The following is a 14,998-nucleotide window of genomic DNA, read 5'->3' on the forward strand; positions in this document are numbered from 1 at the left end:
GGTCGTTACGCATGGCCAGGGAATTCCAACGCGGCCACAAGGCCAAGATCAGTGATCTGACCGCGGGCACCGATCTGTACGTGGGCGTGCAGATCGCGGCTCCCGGACTGACCTTCGACATCAGCTGCTTCGGTCTCGACGCCGACGAGCGGCTGTCGGACGACCGGTACTTCGTCTTCTTCAACCAGCCGAAGTCGCCCGAGGAGTCCATCCAGCTGCTCGGGGCGCAGGCCGGCGACACCGAGTCCTTCCGCGTCACCCTCGACCGGATCCCGGCGCACATCCACAAGCTGTCCTTCACCGCGACCATCGACGGCGCGGGCCAGATGTCCCAGGTCGGCCCCGGCCACCTGCGGATCGTGGCGGGCGGCGAGGAGGTCGCCCGGTACTCCTTCACCGGCGCCGAGTTCTCCACCGAGCGCGCCGTGATGCTGGGCGACTTCTACCTGAAGGACGTCTGGCGGTTCGCCGCCGTCGGCCAGGGCTTCGACGGCGGCCTGGAAGCGCTCCTGAAGAACTTCGGCGGCGAGGTCGCCGAGGAGGCGCCGGCCGCCCCGCAGCCCGGGGCCCCCGGCCCCGGCTTCGCCCCGCCCGCCCAGGCCACCGCGCCCCCGGCCTTCGGCACGCCCGCCGCACCGGCCCCGGCGCCCGCGCCCGCCCCGGCGTTCGGCGCCCCGGCCGCGCCCCCGGCGCCCGCCCCCGCCGCGCCCGTGCAGCCGGTCCACGCGGCGCCCACGATGGCCGCGCCCCTGGCCCCCGCTCCCGCACCGGCGGCCCCCGCGTACGGGCAGCCCGCGCCGTACGGCCAGCCGCCGCAGCCGCCCCAGTACGGGCAGGTCCCGGGCCAGACCCCGCCGCCGGGCGCCCCCTACGGGCAGCCCGCCCCCGCCCCGTACGGCCAGCAGCCCGGCATGCCGCCGCAGGGCGTTCCGCAGGGCGTTCCGCAGGGCGTGCCCGCGACCGGCGCGGGACTCGCCGCGGCGCTCGCGCCGTACAAGGAGACCCCCACCGGCACCCGCTGGACGCCGCAGAACCAGCAGCTCATGCGGGTCGACCTCGCCATGGGCGGCGTGCCCGTCCTCGCCCGTCAGGGCTCCATGGTCATGTACCAGGGCAAGGTCGACTTCTCCCACAAGGGCGCCGGGTTCACGGGCCGGATCGTCGGCAACGCCACCGGCCAGGAGATGCAGCTCATGCGCTGCACCGGCCGCGGCCAGGTCTTCCTCGCCGAGGACGCCGCGCACCTGCACCCGATCGAGCTCCAGGGCGACGCCATCTGCGTCTCCGCCGAGAACGTCCTCGCGTTCGACGAGTCCCTCCAGTACGAGGTCCGTCGCATCGAGGGCCACGGCATCCCCGGCGGCGCGCTCTTCACCATGCAGTTCCAGGGCACAGGCACCGTCGTCGTGAAGACCCACGGCATCCCCGTGGTCCTGCCCGTCACGCCGACCACCTTCGCCGACTGCAACGCCGTCGTCGCCTGGTCCGCCGCCTCGCAGGTCATCCTGTCCAGCCAGGTCCGGCTCCGCCGCAACGCCTACCCGGGCCACAGCGGCGAGACCGTGAACCTCCAGTTCCGGGGCGCACCCGGCAACTTCATCGTCGTCCAGCCCTACGAGGTCTGAGGGAGCCCGAAGTCATGAACCAGCAGCTCGCGGGCTACGCCCCGACCCCCGTCGCGGCCCGGATGGAGAACCACGGCCGCACCATGCTCAAGGTCGCCATGGCCAGTGGCCAGGACCTCTTCGCCCGGGCCGGCTCGATGGTGTCCTACGAGGGCTTCATCACCTACGAGGCCAACCCGCCGGCCGTCCGCCAGGTCGCCAAGGAGTGGGCCACCGGCGAAGGCGCGCCGCTCATGAAGTGCACCGGCGACGGCCTGCTCTACCTCGCCGACTACGGCGCCGACGTCGTCGTGATCAACCTCCAGAACGACTCGCTCTCCGTCAACGGCACCAACCTCCTCGCCTTCGACGCCCACCTCCAGTGGGGCGTCGAGCGCGTCAAGGGGCTTGCCAAGTTCGCCGGCCAGGGCCTGTTCAACGTGGAGATCGCGGGCACCGGCTGGGTGGCGCTCACCTCGCGCGGCACGCCGATCGTCGTCGACTGCGGCCGCGGCGAGGACGAGACCTACGTCGACCCCGACGCGCTCGTCGCCTGGTCGCCCGCCCTCAAGGTCAAGGGCAAGCGCAGCTTCAAGGCCTCCTCGCTCATCGGGCGGGGCAGCGGCGAGGCCTACCAGATGGCCTTCTCCGGCCAGGGCATCGTCGTCGTACAGCCGAGTGAGGACAGCACCGACCGCCTGCGGGTCCGGGGCTGAGGGGGAGCGAGAACACATCATGCAGAGCCCGCTTTTCAACCACGCCGAGCAGCAGAGCCAGGAGCGGTACGTCATCCAGAACCCGCAGCTGCTGCGGGTGGCCCTCAACGGGTCGGACGACATCCTCGCCCGCAAGGGCGCCATGGTGGCGTACCAGGGCCTCGTCGACTTCGACGGCGAGTACCGGACCCCGAGCCAGCGGCGCGCCCAGGCCCGCACCGGCGAGGGCCTCGACCTGATGCGCTGCTCCGGCCAGGGCACGGTCTACTTCGCCAACCTCGCCCAGTACATCCACGTCGTGGAGGTCGAGCAGGAGGGCCTCACGGTCGACAGCGCCTACGTCCTCGCGCTCGACTCGACCCTCCACACCGAGGTCATCGCCGTCGACAGCCAGTACGGCATCTCCGGCTCGGGCAAGTACCAGCTCAACATCTCCGGCCGCGGCAAGGTCGCCCTGATGACCTCCGGCCAGCCGCTGATGATGCACGTCACGCCCGAGAAGTACGTCAACGTGGACGCGGACGCCATCGTCGCCTGGTCCACCTCGCTGCGCGTCCAGATGCAGTCGCAGACGACCAACACCAGCGTCCGCACCCGCCGGGGCAGCACCGGCGAGGGCTGGGAGCTCAGCTTCCTCGGCCAGGGCTTCGCCCTCGTGCAGCCCAGCGAGGTGATGCCCCCGCAGAACGCGGCCATCGGCCAGGGCATCGCCGCCCAGTTCGGCGCGGGCCAGCACGGTTCGCACGCCCAGAACCAGAACAACGCCTGGAACTAGTCAGGGGTACGGGAAGGGGGCGGCCGCCACGGCGACCGCCCCCTTCACCACGTTCACGAGCCCCCCGCGCGTCACGGCGTCTACGAGAGCCGCGTCAGCGTGCCCTCCAGCAGCCGGACCACCGACGTGTCCGCGACGGCCGCCACCTCCGCGTACGGGAACCAGCGCAGGTCCAGCGACTCCTCGCTGATCGCCGCCGTCGACCCGGCCGGCGCGACCGCCGCGTACTGCACGTCCAGGTGCCAGTGGCAGGGCGCCGGGATCGGGTGGCGGTCGAGCCGCACCGGACCGCCCGGCAGCAGCGTCAGACCCGGGATCCCCGACTCCTCCGTCGCCTCGCGCAGCGCGGCGGCCTCGACCGTCGGGTCGCCCTCCTCGCAGTGGCCGCCCATCTGCAGCCACATGCCCAGCTTCTTGTGGAGCGTCAGCAGGACCCGCTCCCGCGCGGGGTCGACCACCAGCGCGCTGGACGTCAGATGACCCGCCGTACAGGGCTTGTACATGCCGTCGGGGTGCGCCGCGAGGTGCTCCAGATAGACGTCACGCAGCTCCGGCTGGTCCTCGTACCCCTTCAGGACGAGGACCGCGTCGTCGTACAGGCTCACTCCTTGCCGTCCCCGTCCTCGGCGCCGTCCCCGTCCTCGCGGGCGTCGCCCTTCGCCGCCTCGCCGAGCATCTTGTCCAGCTCCGAGAAGTCGAGGTGCTCGCGGTGGACGAAGCCGTCCGGGTCGTCCAGGTCCGTCGCCGTCGGCAGCATGTCCGGGTGCTCCCACAGACCGTCCCGGCCGTCCACGCCGCGCGCGTCCGTGAGCGACGCCCACAGCCGGGCCGCGTCCCGCAGCCGGCGCGGACGCAGTTCGAGGCCGATCAGGGTCGCGAAGGTCTGCTCGGCCGGACCGCCCGACGCCCGGCGCCGACGCAGCGTCTCGCGCAGCGCGTCCGCCGAGGTCAGCCGGGACTTCGCGGCCTCGTGGACCACCGCGTCCACCCAGCCCTCGACCAGCGCGAGCGCGGTCTCCAGACGGGCCAGGGCCGCCTTCTGCTCCGGGGTGTCCTCCGGCTGGAACATGCCCTGCTGGAGCGCCTCCTGGAGCTGCTCCGGGTGCGTCGGGTCGAGCTGCCCGACCGCCTCCTCCAGCTTCGAGGTGTCGACCTTGATCCCGCGCGCGTACCCCTCGACGGCGCCGAAGAGGTGCGCCCGCAGCCACGGCACATGGGCGAAGAGCCGCTGGTGGGCGGCCTCGCGCAGCGCGAGGTAGAGCCGCACCTCGTCGAACGGGACGCCCAGGTCCTTGCCGAAGGCCGCGACGTTCAGCGGGAGCAGCGCGGCCTTCCCGGCCGGGCCGAGCGGCAGGCCGACGTCCGTCGAGCCCACGACCTCACCGGCGAGCGCGCCGACGGCCTGTCCGATCTGCTGGCCGAACATGGCGCCGCCCATCGAGCGCATCATGCCGATCAGCGGGCCGGCCATGGCCTGCATCTCCTCCGGCAGGACGTCGCCCATCGCCGAGCCGACCCGCTCCGCGACCGGGTCCACCAGCTTCTGCCACGCGGGCAGGGTCGCCTCCACCCACTCGGCCCGGCTCCACGCCACGGCCGTGCTCGCGCCGGACGGCAGCGAGGTCACCTGGTCGAGCCAGAGGTCGGCGAGGCGCACGGCCTCCTCGACCGCGGTCCTCTCCGCCGGACCCACGCTGGCGTCCTTGGTGCCGTCGGCGGTGCCCTGGGCCACGACCTGGCGGGCGATCTGCTTCGCCATGTCCCAGTTCACGGGACCGCCCTCGTAGCTGAGCATCTGCCCGAGCTGCTGGAAGGCGGCGCCGAGGTCCGTGGGGTTCAGCGAGCCGAACATCGCGGCGAACGGGTTCTCCGCACCGCCCGGCCCGCCCATGCCGGGCAGACCGCCGAAGCCGAAGGGGTTCGCCCCGAAGGGGTTGCCGCCCTGGCCACCGGACCCCTGGCCACCTCCGGCGGGGTCCTTCTTCTTGCCCTCGTCGCCGTTCTCCGGCTCCTCCGGCGGAAGGCCGAATCCGAATGGGGTGTCACTCACAGGTTTCCTCGGCTCCTAGGGCCGCCGGCCTCTGCCGACGGCGACTGCCCGTTGCACACCACCAGCGTAGGTGGTGTCCCGCCGCCCGGACCGGGCTCGACATCCGGGGCCGGATATGGGCTCGGTGCTCCGCCGGGCCGTGCCCTGCGGCAGGATGGACGCCACCTGGTCCGTACGCGTCATGCGTGTACGTACTGAAGACAACCGCTGGAGACGCCCGGTGAGTTCCCCAGATCCTCAGGTTCGCGGAGCGCGAAACCACTCAACCCGGTCCGCCGCGCGCGGCCCCGTCGTCGCGGTCACCGGCGCCGCCACCGGCGTCGGCGACCTCCTGACCAGGCGCCTCGCCGCGTCCGACGAGATCAAGCAGGTCATCGCCATCGACGAGCGCCGGGGCGAGGTCACCGAGGCGCAGTGGCACATCCTCGACGTGCGCGATCCGGCCATCGCCGAGAAGCTGCGCGGCGCGGACGTCGTCGTGCACCTCGCCGTCGACCTCGACCTGGAGACCGACCCCGCCGCCCGTACGGCCTACAACGTGCGCGGGACGCAGACCGTGCTCACGGCCGCCGCCGCGGCCGGGGTGCACCGGGTCGTGCTCTGCACCTCGACGATGGTCTACGGCGCCCTGCCCGACAACGACATCCCGCTCTCCGAGGACGCCGAGCTGCGGGCCACCGCCGAGGCCACCGGCGTCGGCGACATGCTGGAGATCGAGCGCCTGGGCCGCCGCGCGCCCCGCGCGCACCCCGGTCTCAACGTCACCGTCGTCCGGCCCGCCGTCCTCGTCGGCGGCACGGACACGGCGCTCACCCGCTACTTCGAGTCGCCCCGGCTGCTCGTGGTCGCCGGTTCGCGGCCCACGTGGCAGTTCTGCCACGTCGACGACCTGGTGAGCGCCCTGGAGTACGCGGCCCTGGAGAAGGTCGAGGGCGAGTTCGCCGTCGGCTGCGAGGGCTGGCTCGAGCAGGAGGAGGTGGAGGAGCTGTCCGGCATCCGCCGCATGGAGCTGCCCTCCGCGGTCGCCCTCGGCGCGGCCGCCCGCCTCCACCGGATCGGGCTCACCCCGTCGCCCGCCGGTGACCTGGCGTACACCATGCACCCCTGGGTGGTCTCCGTCGGCCGTCTCCACGACGCGGGCTGGCGGCCCGCGTGGACGAACGAGGCGGTCCTCGCCGCGCTCCTGGAGGAGGTCGAGGGACGCCACACCGTCGCCGGCCGCCGCCTGGGCCGGAAGGACGCGACGGCCGCCGGCGCGGCCGGTGCGACGGTGGCGCTGCTCGGCACGGCCGCGCTGGTCCGCCAGATGCGCAAGCGGCGCGGGCTGTAGGGCCCGTCGGCCGGGTCGTACGGACCGGGGGCCGGCCGGTCCTGTAGGACCCTCCTACGGAGGGTCCGGTCCACCGGTCGAAAAGGCCATTCCGGGATGTCGGTGCCGTGCGGCACCATGAACCCATGGCTGACACGCACGACCACCCCGGCGAGCAGGCCGCCGCCGATCCGATCAAGCTGCTCGCGATCCGCGACACGCCCCTCTCCGTCGACGAGGTCTTCCGGGCCGTCGGCGACGACGCCGCCGGTGGCACGACCCTCTTCGTCGGCACCGTGCGCAACCACGACGGCGGGGCGGACGTCGACGCGCTCGGCTACTCCTGCCACCCCACCGCGGAGGCGGAGCTCCGGCGCGTCGCCGAGAAGGTCGTCGCCGACCACCCGGTCCGCGCCCTGGCCGCCGTCCACCGGGTGGGTGACCTCCGCGTGGGTGACATCGCGGTCGTCGTCGCGGTCTCCTGCCCCCACCGCGGCGACGCGTTCGACGCCTGCCGCCGCCTGATCGACGACCTCAAGCACGAGGTCCCGATCTGGAAGCACCAGACCTTCTCGGACGGCACCGAGGAGTGGGTGGGCGCCTGCTGAGCCTTCGCCCCGAGGCTGGGCGTCCCTGCTGAGCCTTCGCCCCGAGAGCCCGAGGAGCGCCCAGGCGTGCAAGAAGGCGCGCCGACAGCGCGTAGCCGAACGCCCGATTTGCGTAACCGGCCCCCAGGCGTGAGCGTTGAGGACACAGATGAATAATCTGCTGATCAACTCACTGGGGATGGGAGGTCGGGATGGCAGCGCTCGCCTGGTTGCTGATTCCGCTTTTCGCAGTCGTCGGCGCGGCGATATGGGGAAGCTGGGCATCGAGGAACAAGACGATAGGTGACGTGGCCGAGCTCGCCGGCTACGCCCGCTTCCGGGACGCGATGGAACGCGCCCACGGCACCACCGCTCCCGTCCCCGCCGCCGATTCCGCCACGGCCCGCCCCGAGCGCGAGACCACCCCCGCCGCGGCCGCCGCGACCACCTGGCCGTCCGGCTGACGCCCTCGCCCGGCTCCGCCGCTCCCGGTGCCCGTACGGCCCGCCCCAGGGGTGCACCCACAGGCGAGTCCCGTAATGTCGTTCCATGCCACGCCGCACCGCGACGATGCTCGCCTCCACACTGGTCCTGATCTGTCTGCTCATCGCAGGCGTCCTGATCCCGGTGCCCTACTCGGAGATGAGCCCCGGCCCCACGGTCAACACCCTCGGCGAGGCCAGGGGGGAACCGGTCCTGCAGATCTCCGGACGCAAGACGTACCCCACCGACGGTCACCTCAACATGACGACGGTCCGCGTCACGAGCGCGGACTACAAGATGAACGCCGTCGAGGCCGTCTACGGCTGGCTGGCCCACGACAACGTGGTGGTCCCGCACGACACCCTCTACCCGGACGGGAAGACCGAGGAGGAGTCGAGCCAGGAGAACGCCGAGGAGTTCAGCCAGTCCCAGGAGAGCGCCAAGGTCGCCGCCCTCCGGGAGCTGAACATCCCCGTGACCAGCCGGGTCGTCGTCGCCACCGTCGTGAAGGGCTCCCCGGCCGAGGGCAAGCTGCACGCCGGTGACGTCGTCAGGGCCGTCGACGGAACCCCCGTCTCCGAGCCGGGGGACGTCGCCAAGCAGGTCACCCGGCGCAAGCCGGGGCAGGACGTCGAGTTCACCGTCGTCCCCGCCAAGGAGGCGGCCGCCGCGGAGAAGGCGGGCAAGGAGCCCACCGGGACCCGCAAGGTGGTCATCACGACCACGACCTCCGAGGAGGGCGACCGGGCGATCGTCGGCATCCAGGCCGGAACCGACCACGTCTTCCCGTTCACCATCGACATCAACCTCGCCGACGTCGGCGGCCCCAGCGCCGGTCTGATGTTCGCCCTCGGCATCGTCGACAAGCTCACCCCCGGCAGCCTCACCGGCGGCAAGTTCATCGCCGGCACCGGCACCATCGACGACGAGGGCGCGGTGGGCCCGATCGGCGGCATCCAGATGAAGCTCGTCGGGGCGCGCGACGCCGGCGCCGAGTACTTCCTCACCCCGGCCGACAACTGCGCGGCCGCCGCCGCCGACACGCCCGCGGGGCTCACGCTCGTCAAGGTCGACACCATCGACGACGCGACCAGGTCGCTGGAGAAGCTCCGCAAGGGCGACACGACGTCCCTCCCGAGCTGTTCGAAGAAGTAGCGGCCGGTACGACGGAGGGGCGCCCGGTCACATCGACCGGGCGCCCCTCCGTCGTACGCCCGCCCCCATCCCGTACGAGAAGGGCGCGGTCGGGCGGTCAGCCCTCGAAGGTCGCCGCGAGCGCCTCGGCCAGGCCCGGGACCAGGTCCGGTCCGGTCAGCACCTCGTTCGGCGAGTCCTTCTCGCGCAGCCGGATCGCCGCCTCGCGCGCCCCGTCCCGCAGCACGGCGACGGTCATCCGGACCTCCTGCCGGTCCGGGTGGGCGGCCACCCACTTGGCCAGCTGCTTCTCGCCGAGACCGGTCGGCACCTGCGCCTCGGCCGACGGGGGCAGCATCAGCCGCTCCACGGTCAGCGCGCAGCCGACGACGGCGTCCGGCCAGGCGATCGTGCCGAGGAACTCGTCGAGCGCCTTGCCGGCGGGGAGCTCGTCCTGCTCGATCGGGGTGTACGCGGTGGCCTCGTCACCGAGGCCGAGCTGGGAGGCGAGGGAGGGTTCCTGGGCGCGCAGCCGCGCGGTGTCGACGAGGGCGAAGAGGCGGGCGGGTCGGTCCCAGCCGAGACCCGAGGCGTACTCGTCGATCTCGAGCACCGCACGGGTGAGGGGACTCGCGGCCATCGGGGGGCCGGAGGGGGAAACGTTGGACATGCACAACATCCTGCCTCGTTTCGCCCCGGAGACGGGAACTAGGTAAAGCCTCAGTAAGTTGCACCAGTGGGCCCTACGATCGCGGGGGCCTGATATCGACGCATCAACACCGAGGGGCGCACGTTGGCTTTCCAGATGCCGGACCGCGGAGGCGGCGGGGGCCCGACCGGGCCGAGGATGAGAGTCGGCCGGCCGTCCCGGCGGGCCCGCACCCTGCTCATGACACTCGGGGTGCTGGCCGTCCTGGCCATGGCGTTCGTGATGTTCGCCGGGTTCTGGACGGACTGGCTCTGGTACCGCTCCGTCGACTACTCGTCCGTGTTCACCACCACCCTGTGGACCAAGATCGGCCTGTTCGCCGTCTTCGGCCTGCTGATGGCGCTCGCCGTCGGCCTCAACATCTGGCTGGCGCACCGGCTGCGGCCGCCGCTCAGCGCGATGTCGCTGGAGCAGCAGAGCCTGGACCGCTACCGGATGGGTGTCGCGCCCTTCAAGAAGTGGGTGCTGCTCGCCGTGACGGCCCTGGTGGGCCTGATCGCGGGCGCCTCCGCCTCCGGGCAGTGGCGCACCTGGCTGATGTGGGTCAACGGCGTGAAGTTCGACCAGAAGGACCCGCAGTTCGGTCTGGACGTGTCGTTCTACGCCTTCGACCTGCCGTGGTACCGCTTCCTGCTGGCGTTCGGCTTCGCCGCCACGGTCCTGTCGCTGATCGCCGCCGCGCTCACCCACTACCTGTACGGCGGGCTGCGGATCACCAGCCCCGGCGCCCGCGCGACGGCCGCCGCCACCGGACACCTCTCGGTGCTCCTCGGCGTCTTCGTCTCGCTGAAGGCCGTGGCGTACTGGCTCGACCGCTACGGCCTGGCCGTGAAGTCCAGCGACTTCAAGGCCACCGGCAACTGGACGGGCCTGCGGTACGTCGACGCCAACGCCTACCTGCCGGCGAAGACCATCCTCTTCTGCATCGCCGCGATCTGCGCGGTCCTGTTCTTCGCGACGCTCTGGCGCCGCACCTGGCAGCTCCCCGTCATCGGCTTCGGCCTGATGGTGCTCTCGGCGGTCCTGATCGGCGGCCTGTACCCGGCCATCGTGCAGAAGTTCCAGGTCCAGCCGAACGAGCAGGCCAAGGAGGCGCCGTACATCCAGAAGAACATCGACGCCACCCGCAAGGCGTACGCGATCGACCAGACGAAGCCCGAGAACTACTCGGGCAAGTCGACGGTCAAGGCCAAGGACCAGCTGCGCGCCGACTCCGACACGGCGGCCAGCTACCGCGTCCTCGACCCGAACATCGTCTCGCCCACGTTCCAGCAGCTGGAGCAGAAGCGGAAGTACTACCAGTTCCCGACCACCCTCGACGTGGACCGCTACAACGGCAAGGACACCGTCGTCGGTCTGCGCGAGCTGAACATCCGGGGCATCCCCAAGCGGAACTGGATCAACGACCACTTCACGTACACCCACGGCTACGGCGCCATCATGGCCGCGGGCACCCAGGCGGACGCCAACGGCTCTCCGGTCTTCACCGAGGCCGGCCTGCCGACGACCGGTCAGCTCGGCCCGTACCAGCAGCGGATCTACTACGGCGAGAAGACCGACCAGTACTCGATCGTGGGTGGCCCGCAGCGGGAGCTGGACTACGAGGAGAACGGCGAGAAGACCACCAGCTACGAGGGCAACAGCGGCGTCAGCCTCTCCAGCGCCTTCAACCGCGCGGCGTACGCGGTGGCCTTCAGCGAGCCGCAGATCCTCTACTCGGGGGCCATCGGCGACGGCTCGCGGATCCTCTACAACCGCACGCCCAAGGAGCGCGTCGAGGCCGTCGCGCCCTGGCTGACGATCGACGGCGACGCCTACCCGGCCGTCGTCGACAAGAAGATCGTCTGGATCGTCGACGCCTACACGACGACCAACGGCTACCCGTACGCCTCGCGCACCACGCTCGGCGACACGACGGCGGACTCGCTGACCGTCAACAACCAGCAGCGCGCGGTCGTGGCCCAGCAGAACCAGGTCAACTACATCCGCAACTCGGTGAAGGCCACCGTCGACGCGTACGACGGCTCGGTGACCCTCTACCAGTGGGACACCCAGGACCCGGTCCTGAAGACCTGGATGAAGGCGTTCCCGGGCACGGTCAAGGCCAAGTCCGACATCAAGCCCGACCTGCTCTCGCACCTGCGCTACCCGCAGGACATGTTCAAGGTCCAGCGCGAGCTGCTGACCCGCTACCACGTCACCGACCCGGCGCAGTTCTACAGCAGCTCGGACGCCTGGCAGGTGCCGGACGACCCGACCAACAAGGACGGCAACGCGGTCCCGCCGTACTACCTGAGCATGAAGATGCCCGGGGACACGGCCCAGCGCTTCTCGCTGACGACGACGTTCACCCCGATCGGCCGGCCCAACCTGGGCGGCTTCATGGCGGTCGACGCCGACGCCACCAGCAAGGAGTACGGCCGGCTGAGACTGCTGCGGGTCACGCAGGACGTGCCGGGCCCGGCACAGGTGCAGAGCAAGCTGAACGGTCTGCCGTCCGTCGCCCAGTTCGTCCGGGACATGAAGGGCGCCGACTCCGACATCCAGTACGGCAACCTGCTGACGGTGCCGCTCGACGGCGGGTTCCTGTACGTGGAGCCGGTGTACGCCCAGGGCCGCAACGCGCTCTACCCGCTCCTGAAGAAGGTCGCGGTGTCGTACGTGGACGCGGACCAGCCGGAGGGTGACACGACCAAGGACACCACGGTGTTCGAGGACAACCTCACCCTGGCGCTCAACGCGGTCTTCGGGGTGGAGGCGCCCACCACGCCCCCGACCCCGCCGGGCACCACGCAGCCCCCCGGCACGCAGCAGCCGCCGACGGCCGCCGACGCCGCTCTGAAGCAGGCCATCGCGGACGCCCAGAAGGCGTACGACGAGGGCGAGACGGCGCTCCAGAAGGGCGACTGGACCGCGTACGGCAAGGCCCAGGAAGACCTCCAGGCCGCGCTCCAGCGGGCCGCCGAGGCCGGTGCCAAGCTGAAGCCGAGCGGCTCGGGCGCACCCCCGGCCGCCGGGTCGGGCCAGGGTCCGGAGCAGGGCGCCGGCCAGGGCTCCGGGGGCTGACCTGCGAAGCTCCGTCCCGCGTCGTGATACTGTTGGTTCACCGACGCGGGGTGGAGCAGCTCGGTAGCTCGCTGGGCTCATAACCCAGAGGTCGCAGGTTCAAATCCTGTCCCCGCTACTCATGACGAGGGCTCGGATCCATAAGGATCCGGGCCCTCGTCGCGTGTCGGCTGGCGGAGGGGTTCCGAAGAGCGGTACGGAGGGGGCGAGTTGGCGTGAGTCGTGTTTGACTTGTCTCTCTGTGGGCATGTCGACAAAACGCTGAGGTGACCTCACTGGCTGCGGTATACCAGGTGTGCGCGGGTTGCGGGTGGTGCGACGATGGTATTTATGGGGGACAGGGCAACTCTGTTGGAGACAGGGCGGTTTGTGCAGCGGCACGCCAGGAACGCCGCAGACGAGATCATCGAGGCCGTGAAGGCCGTCGATCCGGTCGTCGACATCACCGCCGGGCCCGACACGGACACCGACGCCGAGACGGAAGCCGAGACCGAGGCGCGTCACCGACGGGCCGCCGAGCGCGGTGACACCGCCTCGATGAGCGCCCTCGGCGCCCTCCTCCTGCGCCGCGGCGACCTCGACGCCGCCGAGCCCTACCTGCGCGCCGCCACCGCCGAGGGCGACCGCGCCGCCGCGAACAACCTCGGCGTCCTGCTGCACCAGCGCGGCTACGCCGAGGAGGCCGCCGGCTGGTGGCGGGTCGCCGCCGTCGCCGGGTCCGCGCCCGCCGCCCACGCGCTCGGCCGCCACCACCGCGAGCGCGGGGACGAGCCCGCCGCCGAGTACTGGCTGCGCCAGGCCGCCGAACAGGGCCACGCCCTCGGCGCCTACGCCCTCGCCGACCTCCTGGAGCACCGCAGCGACGTCGGCGCCGAGCGCTGGCTGCGCGCCGCCGCCGAGCAGGGCCACCGGGAGGCCGCCTACCGCCTCGCGGTCGCCCTGGAGCGGCGTGCGACGGAGGCCGCGCGGGGCCCGCACGCGTACGGACCGGCCGCCGGGCCGGGCCGCACCGGCCACACCTACGACACGGCCGCCCGGCTGCGGGCGGCCGACGCGCTCGCCGCGGGCACGCGTCCGGCCGCCCCCGGCGACGTACCGTCAGGCGACGTGTTCCCCGGCGACGTCCCCACCGGCGGGCGTACGACGGGCACGGCGCCCGGGCGGCCCGGTGCGGGTGACCGCGCCGCGGGAGCCGGAGCCACGGAGGCCGGGGCCCCGGTCGCCGTTCCCGGCAGCGAACTGGCCGAGGCCGAGCAGTGGTTCCGGCAGGCCGCCGCGCGCGGCCACCGGAGGGCCGCCCTGCACCTGGGGGCCCTCCTGGAGAAGCGCGGCGAGCTGAAGGAGGCCGGCCGCTGGTACCTGAACTCCGCCAAGGAGGGCGAGGCCAGGGCCGCCTGCGCGCTCGCCTTCCTCCTCCGCGACGCGGGCGACGAGGAGTCCGCCGCCGTGTGGTGGCTGCGCGCCGCCCAGGACGGCGACGGCAACGCCGCCAACGCGCTCGGCGCGCTGCACGCCGCCCGCGGGGAGCAGCAGACCGCCGAGCGCTGGTACCGGGCCGCCATGGACGCGGGCGACGTCAACGGCGCCTACAACCTCGGGCTGCTCTGCGCCGCCCAGGACCGCATCCCGCAGGCCGAGCAGTGGTACCGCCGCGCCGCCTACGCGGGTCACCGAGAGGCCGCCAACGCGCTCGCCGTCCTACTGCTCCAGGCCGGTGACGCGGGCGGCGCGGAGCCCTGGTTCTCCAAGGCCGCCGAGGCCGGCAGCGTGGACGCCGCCTTCAACCTGGGCATCCTGCACGCGGGCCGGGGCGACGACGACACCGCCCTCCTCTGGTACGAGCGGGCCGCGGCCGCCGGGCACACCGAGGCCGCCCTCCAGGTCGGCATCGCCGCCCTCCGGGACGGCGACGAGCAGACCGCGGAGCGGCACCTGCGGTGCGCGGCCGGCGGCGGCAGCGCCGAGGCCGCCTTCCGGCTCGCCACGGTTCTGGACGCGCGCCGCCCCGAGCCCGGCCCCGCCGTGCTCGGCGCGCCCCGGGACGAGAAGACCGAGTGCGAGGAGTGGTACGAGCGGGCCGCCCAGCAGGGCCACCGGCGCGCCCAGGTCCGGGTCGGCATGCTCGCCGCCGGGCGCGGTGACCTGGCGGAGGCCGCCCGCTGGTACCGCGAGGCGGCGGACGCGGGCAGCCGCAACGGCGCCTTCAACCTCGGCCTGCTCCTCGCCCGCGAGGGCAGCGAGCGGGAGGCCGCGCTCTGGTGGACCAGGGCCGCCAGGGCCGGGCACGGCCGCGCCGCGCTCCGGCTCGCGCTGCTCGCGGCCCGGCGCGGCGAGCTGACCGAGGGGCGGCGCTGGTGCGCCCGGGCGGTGGAGCTCGGTCCGGCCGAGGTCGCCGAGCGCGCCGCGCGGCTGAGCGAGGCCCTCCACCAGGAGCTCACCGCTTAACGGATTTGCTCCTGCGTCGGGGGTCCCGTAAGGTTGGGTTCACCGACGCGGGGTGGAGCAGCTCGGTAGCTCGCTGGGCTCATAACCCAGAGGTCGCAGGTTCAAATCCTGTCCCCGCTA

General features: G+C 72.5%; 12 protein-coding genes and 2 tRNA genes. 11 read left to right on the forward strand and 3 right to left on the reverse strand.

What is annotated here, in order from left to right:
• Positions 1-11: 11 nt before the first annotated feature.
• Genes ACWDVG_RS27145 through ACWDVG_RS27155 form a run of 3 tightly spaced genes read left to right on the forward strand, consistent with a single transcriptional unit; the run spans position 12 to position 3,095 of the window.
• Complete coding sequence (locus ACWDVG_RS27145) at positions 12-1,625, forward strand: TerD family protein (protein WP_451702819.1); 1,614 nt, start codon at positions 12-14, stop codon at positions 1,623-1,625.
• Positions 1,626-1,639: 14 nt separating this feature from the next.
• A complete protein-coding gene (locus ACWDVG_RS27150; protein WP_451702821.1) occupies positions 1,640-2,320 on the forward strand; it encodes an AIM24 family protein in 681 nt (226 codons plus the stop codon).
• Between the two features lie 19 nt (positions 2,321-2,339).
• On the forward strand, positions 2,340-3,095 hold the full coding sequence (locus ACWDVG_RS27155) for an AIM24 family protein (protein WP_451702823.1): 756 nt from the start codon (positions 2,340-2,342) through the stop codon (positions 3,093-3,095).
• Positions 3,096-3,175: 80 nt separating this feature from the next.
• Here the strand turns inward: ACWDVG_RS27155 and ACWDVG_RS27160 are convergent, their stop codons facing one another.
• The gene (locus ACWDVG_RS27160; RefSeq protein ID WP_451702826.1) at positions 3,176-3,700 is read right to left on the reverse strand and encodes an NUDIX hydrolase; all 525 of its coding nucleotides are present in this window, start codon (positions 3,698-3,700) and stop codon (positions 3,176-3,178) included.
• Positions 3,697-5,145: a zinc-dependent metalloprotease gene (locus ACWDVG_RS27165; RefSeq protein WP_451702828.1), complete on the reverse strand. Its 1,449-nt coding sequence runs from the start codon at positions 5,143-5,145 to the stop codon at positions 3,697-3,699. The genes ACWDVG_RS27160 and ACWDVG_RS27165 overlap by 4 nt, the downstream gene beginning before the upstream one ends.
• Positions 5,146-5,365: 220 nt before the next feature.
• Here ACWDVG_RS27165 and ACWDVG_RS27170 point away from each other — a divergent pair, with 220 nt between their 5' ends.
• The 4 genes from ACWDVG_RS27170 to ACWDVG_RS27185 all read left to right on the forward strand — a co-directional run bounded on the left by ACWDVG_RS27170 (position 5,366) and on the right by ACWDVG_RS27185 (position 8,679).
• Positions 5,366-6,475, forward strand: coding sequence for an SDR family oxidoreductase (locus tag ACWDVG_RS27170; RefSeq protein WP_451702831.1), 1,110 nt, complete (start codon positions 5,366-5,368; stop codon positions 6,473-6,475).
• Between the two features lie 125 nt (positions 6,476-6,600).
• Entirely contained in the window at positions 6,601-7,062 is a 462-nt protein-coding gene (locus tag ACWDVG_RS27175) for a molybdenum cofactor biosynthesis protein MoaE (RefSeq protein WP_451702833.1), read from the forward strand.
• A 287-nt stretch (positions 7,063-7,349) separates the two neighbouring features.
• Positions 7,350-7,505 (forward strand): hypothetical protein, encoded by a 156-nt coding sequence (locus ACWDVG_RS27180; protein ID WP_451702846.1) that lies wholly within the window; start codon positions 7,350-7,352, stop codon positions 7,503-7,505.
• Positions 7,506-7,590: 85 nt separating this feature from the next.
• Positions 7,591-8,679, forward strand: a complete 1,089-nt coding sequence (locus ACWDVG_RS27185; RefSeq protein ID WP_451702836.1) for a YlbL family protein — start codon at positions 7,591-7,593, stop codon at positions 8,677-8,679.
• Positions 8,680-8,776: 97 nt separating this feature from the next.
• Here the strand turns inward: ACWDVG_RS27185 and ACWDVG_RS27190 are convergent, their stop codons facing one another.
• Positions 8,777-9,328: a PPA1309 family protein gene (locus ACWDVG_RS27190; RefSeq protein WP_451702839.1), complete on the reverse strand. Its 552-nt coding sequence runs from the start codon at positions 9,326-9,328 to the stop codon at positions 8,777-8,779.
• 135 nt (positions 9,329-9,463) lie between these two features.
• Here ACWDVG_RS27190 and ACWDVG_RS27195 point away from each other — a divergent pair, with 135 nt between their 5' ends.
• From ACWDVG_RS27195 to ACWDVG_RS27210, 4 genes are all read left to right on the forward strand, one after another.
• Entirely contained in the window at positions 9,464-12,433 is a 2,970-nt protein-coding gene (locus tag ACWDVG_RS27195; protein ID WP_451702841.1) for a UPF0182 family membrane protein, read from the forward strand.
• Between the two features lie 44 nt (positions 12,434-12,477).
• Positions 12,478-12,551, forward strand: a tRNA-Met gene (locus ACWDVG_RS27200).
• Positions 12,552-12,754: 203 nt separating this feature from the next.
• A complete protein-coding gene (locus tag ACWDVG_RS27205; protein WP_451702844.1) occupies positions 12,755-14,878 on the forward strand; it encodes a sel1 repeat family protein in 2,124 nt (707 codons plus the stop codon).
• A gap of 46 nt (positions 14,879-14,924) precedes the next feature.
• Positions 14,925-14,998 (forward strand) — tRNA-Met (locus ACWDVG_RS27210).

The sequence above is a fragment of the Streptomyces sp. NPDC003327 genome (assembly GCF_053589515.1).

Coding starts and splice junctions, on each gene's coding strand:
- ACWDVG_RS27145 (WP_451702819.1), top strand. CDS start 12: ATGGCCAGGGAATTCCAACGCGGCCACAAGGCCAAGATCAGTGATCTG.
- ACWDVG_RS27150 (WP_451702821.1), top strand. CDS start 1,640: ATGAACCAGCAGCTCGCGGGCTACGCCCCGACCCCCGTCGCGGCCCGG.
- ACWDVG_RS27155 (WP_451702823.1), top strand. CDS start 2,340: ATGCAGAGCCCGCTTTTCAACCACGCCGAGCAGCAGAGCCAGGAGCGG.
- ACWDVG_RS27175 (WP_451702833.1), top strand. CDS start 6,601: ATGGCTGACACGCACGACCACCCCGGCGAGCAGGCCGCCGCCGATCCG.
- ACWDVG_RS27185 (WP_451702836.1), top strand. CDS start 7,591: ATGCCACGCCGCACCGCGACGATGCTCGCCTCCACACTGGTCCTGATC.
- ACWDVG_RS27190 (WP_451702839.1), bottom strand. CDS start 9,328: ATGTCCAACGTTTCCCCCTCCGGCCCCCCGATGGCCGCGAGTCCCCTC.
- ACWDVG_RS27195 (WP_451702841.1), top strand. CDS start 9,464: ATGCCGGACCGCGGAGGCGGCGGGGGCCCGACCGGGCCGAGGATGAGA.
- ACWDVG_RS27205 (WP_451702844.1), top strand. CDS start 12,755: ATGGTATTTATGGGGGACAGGGCAACTCTGTTGGAGACAGGGCGGTTT.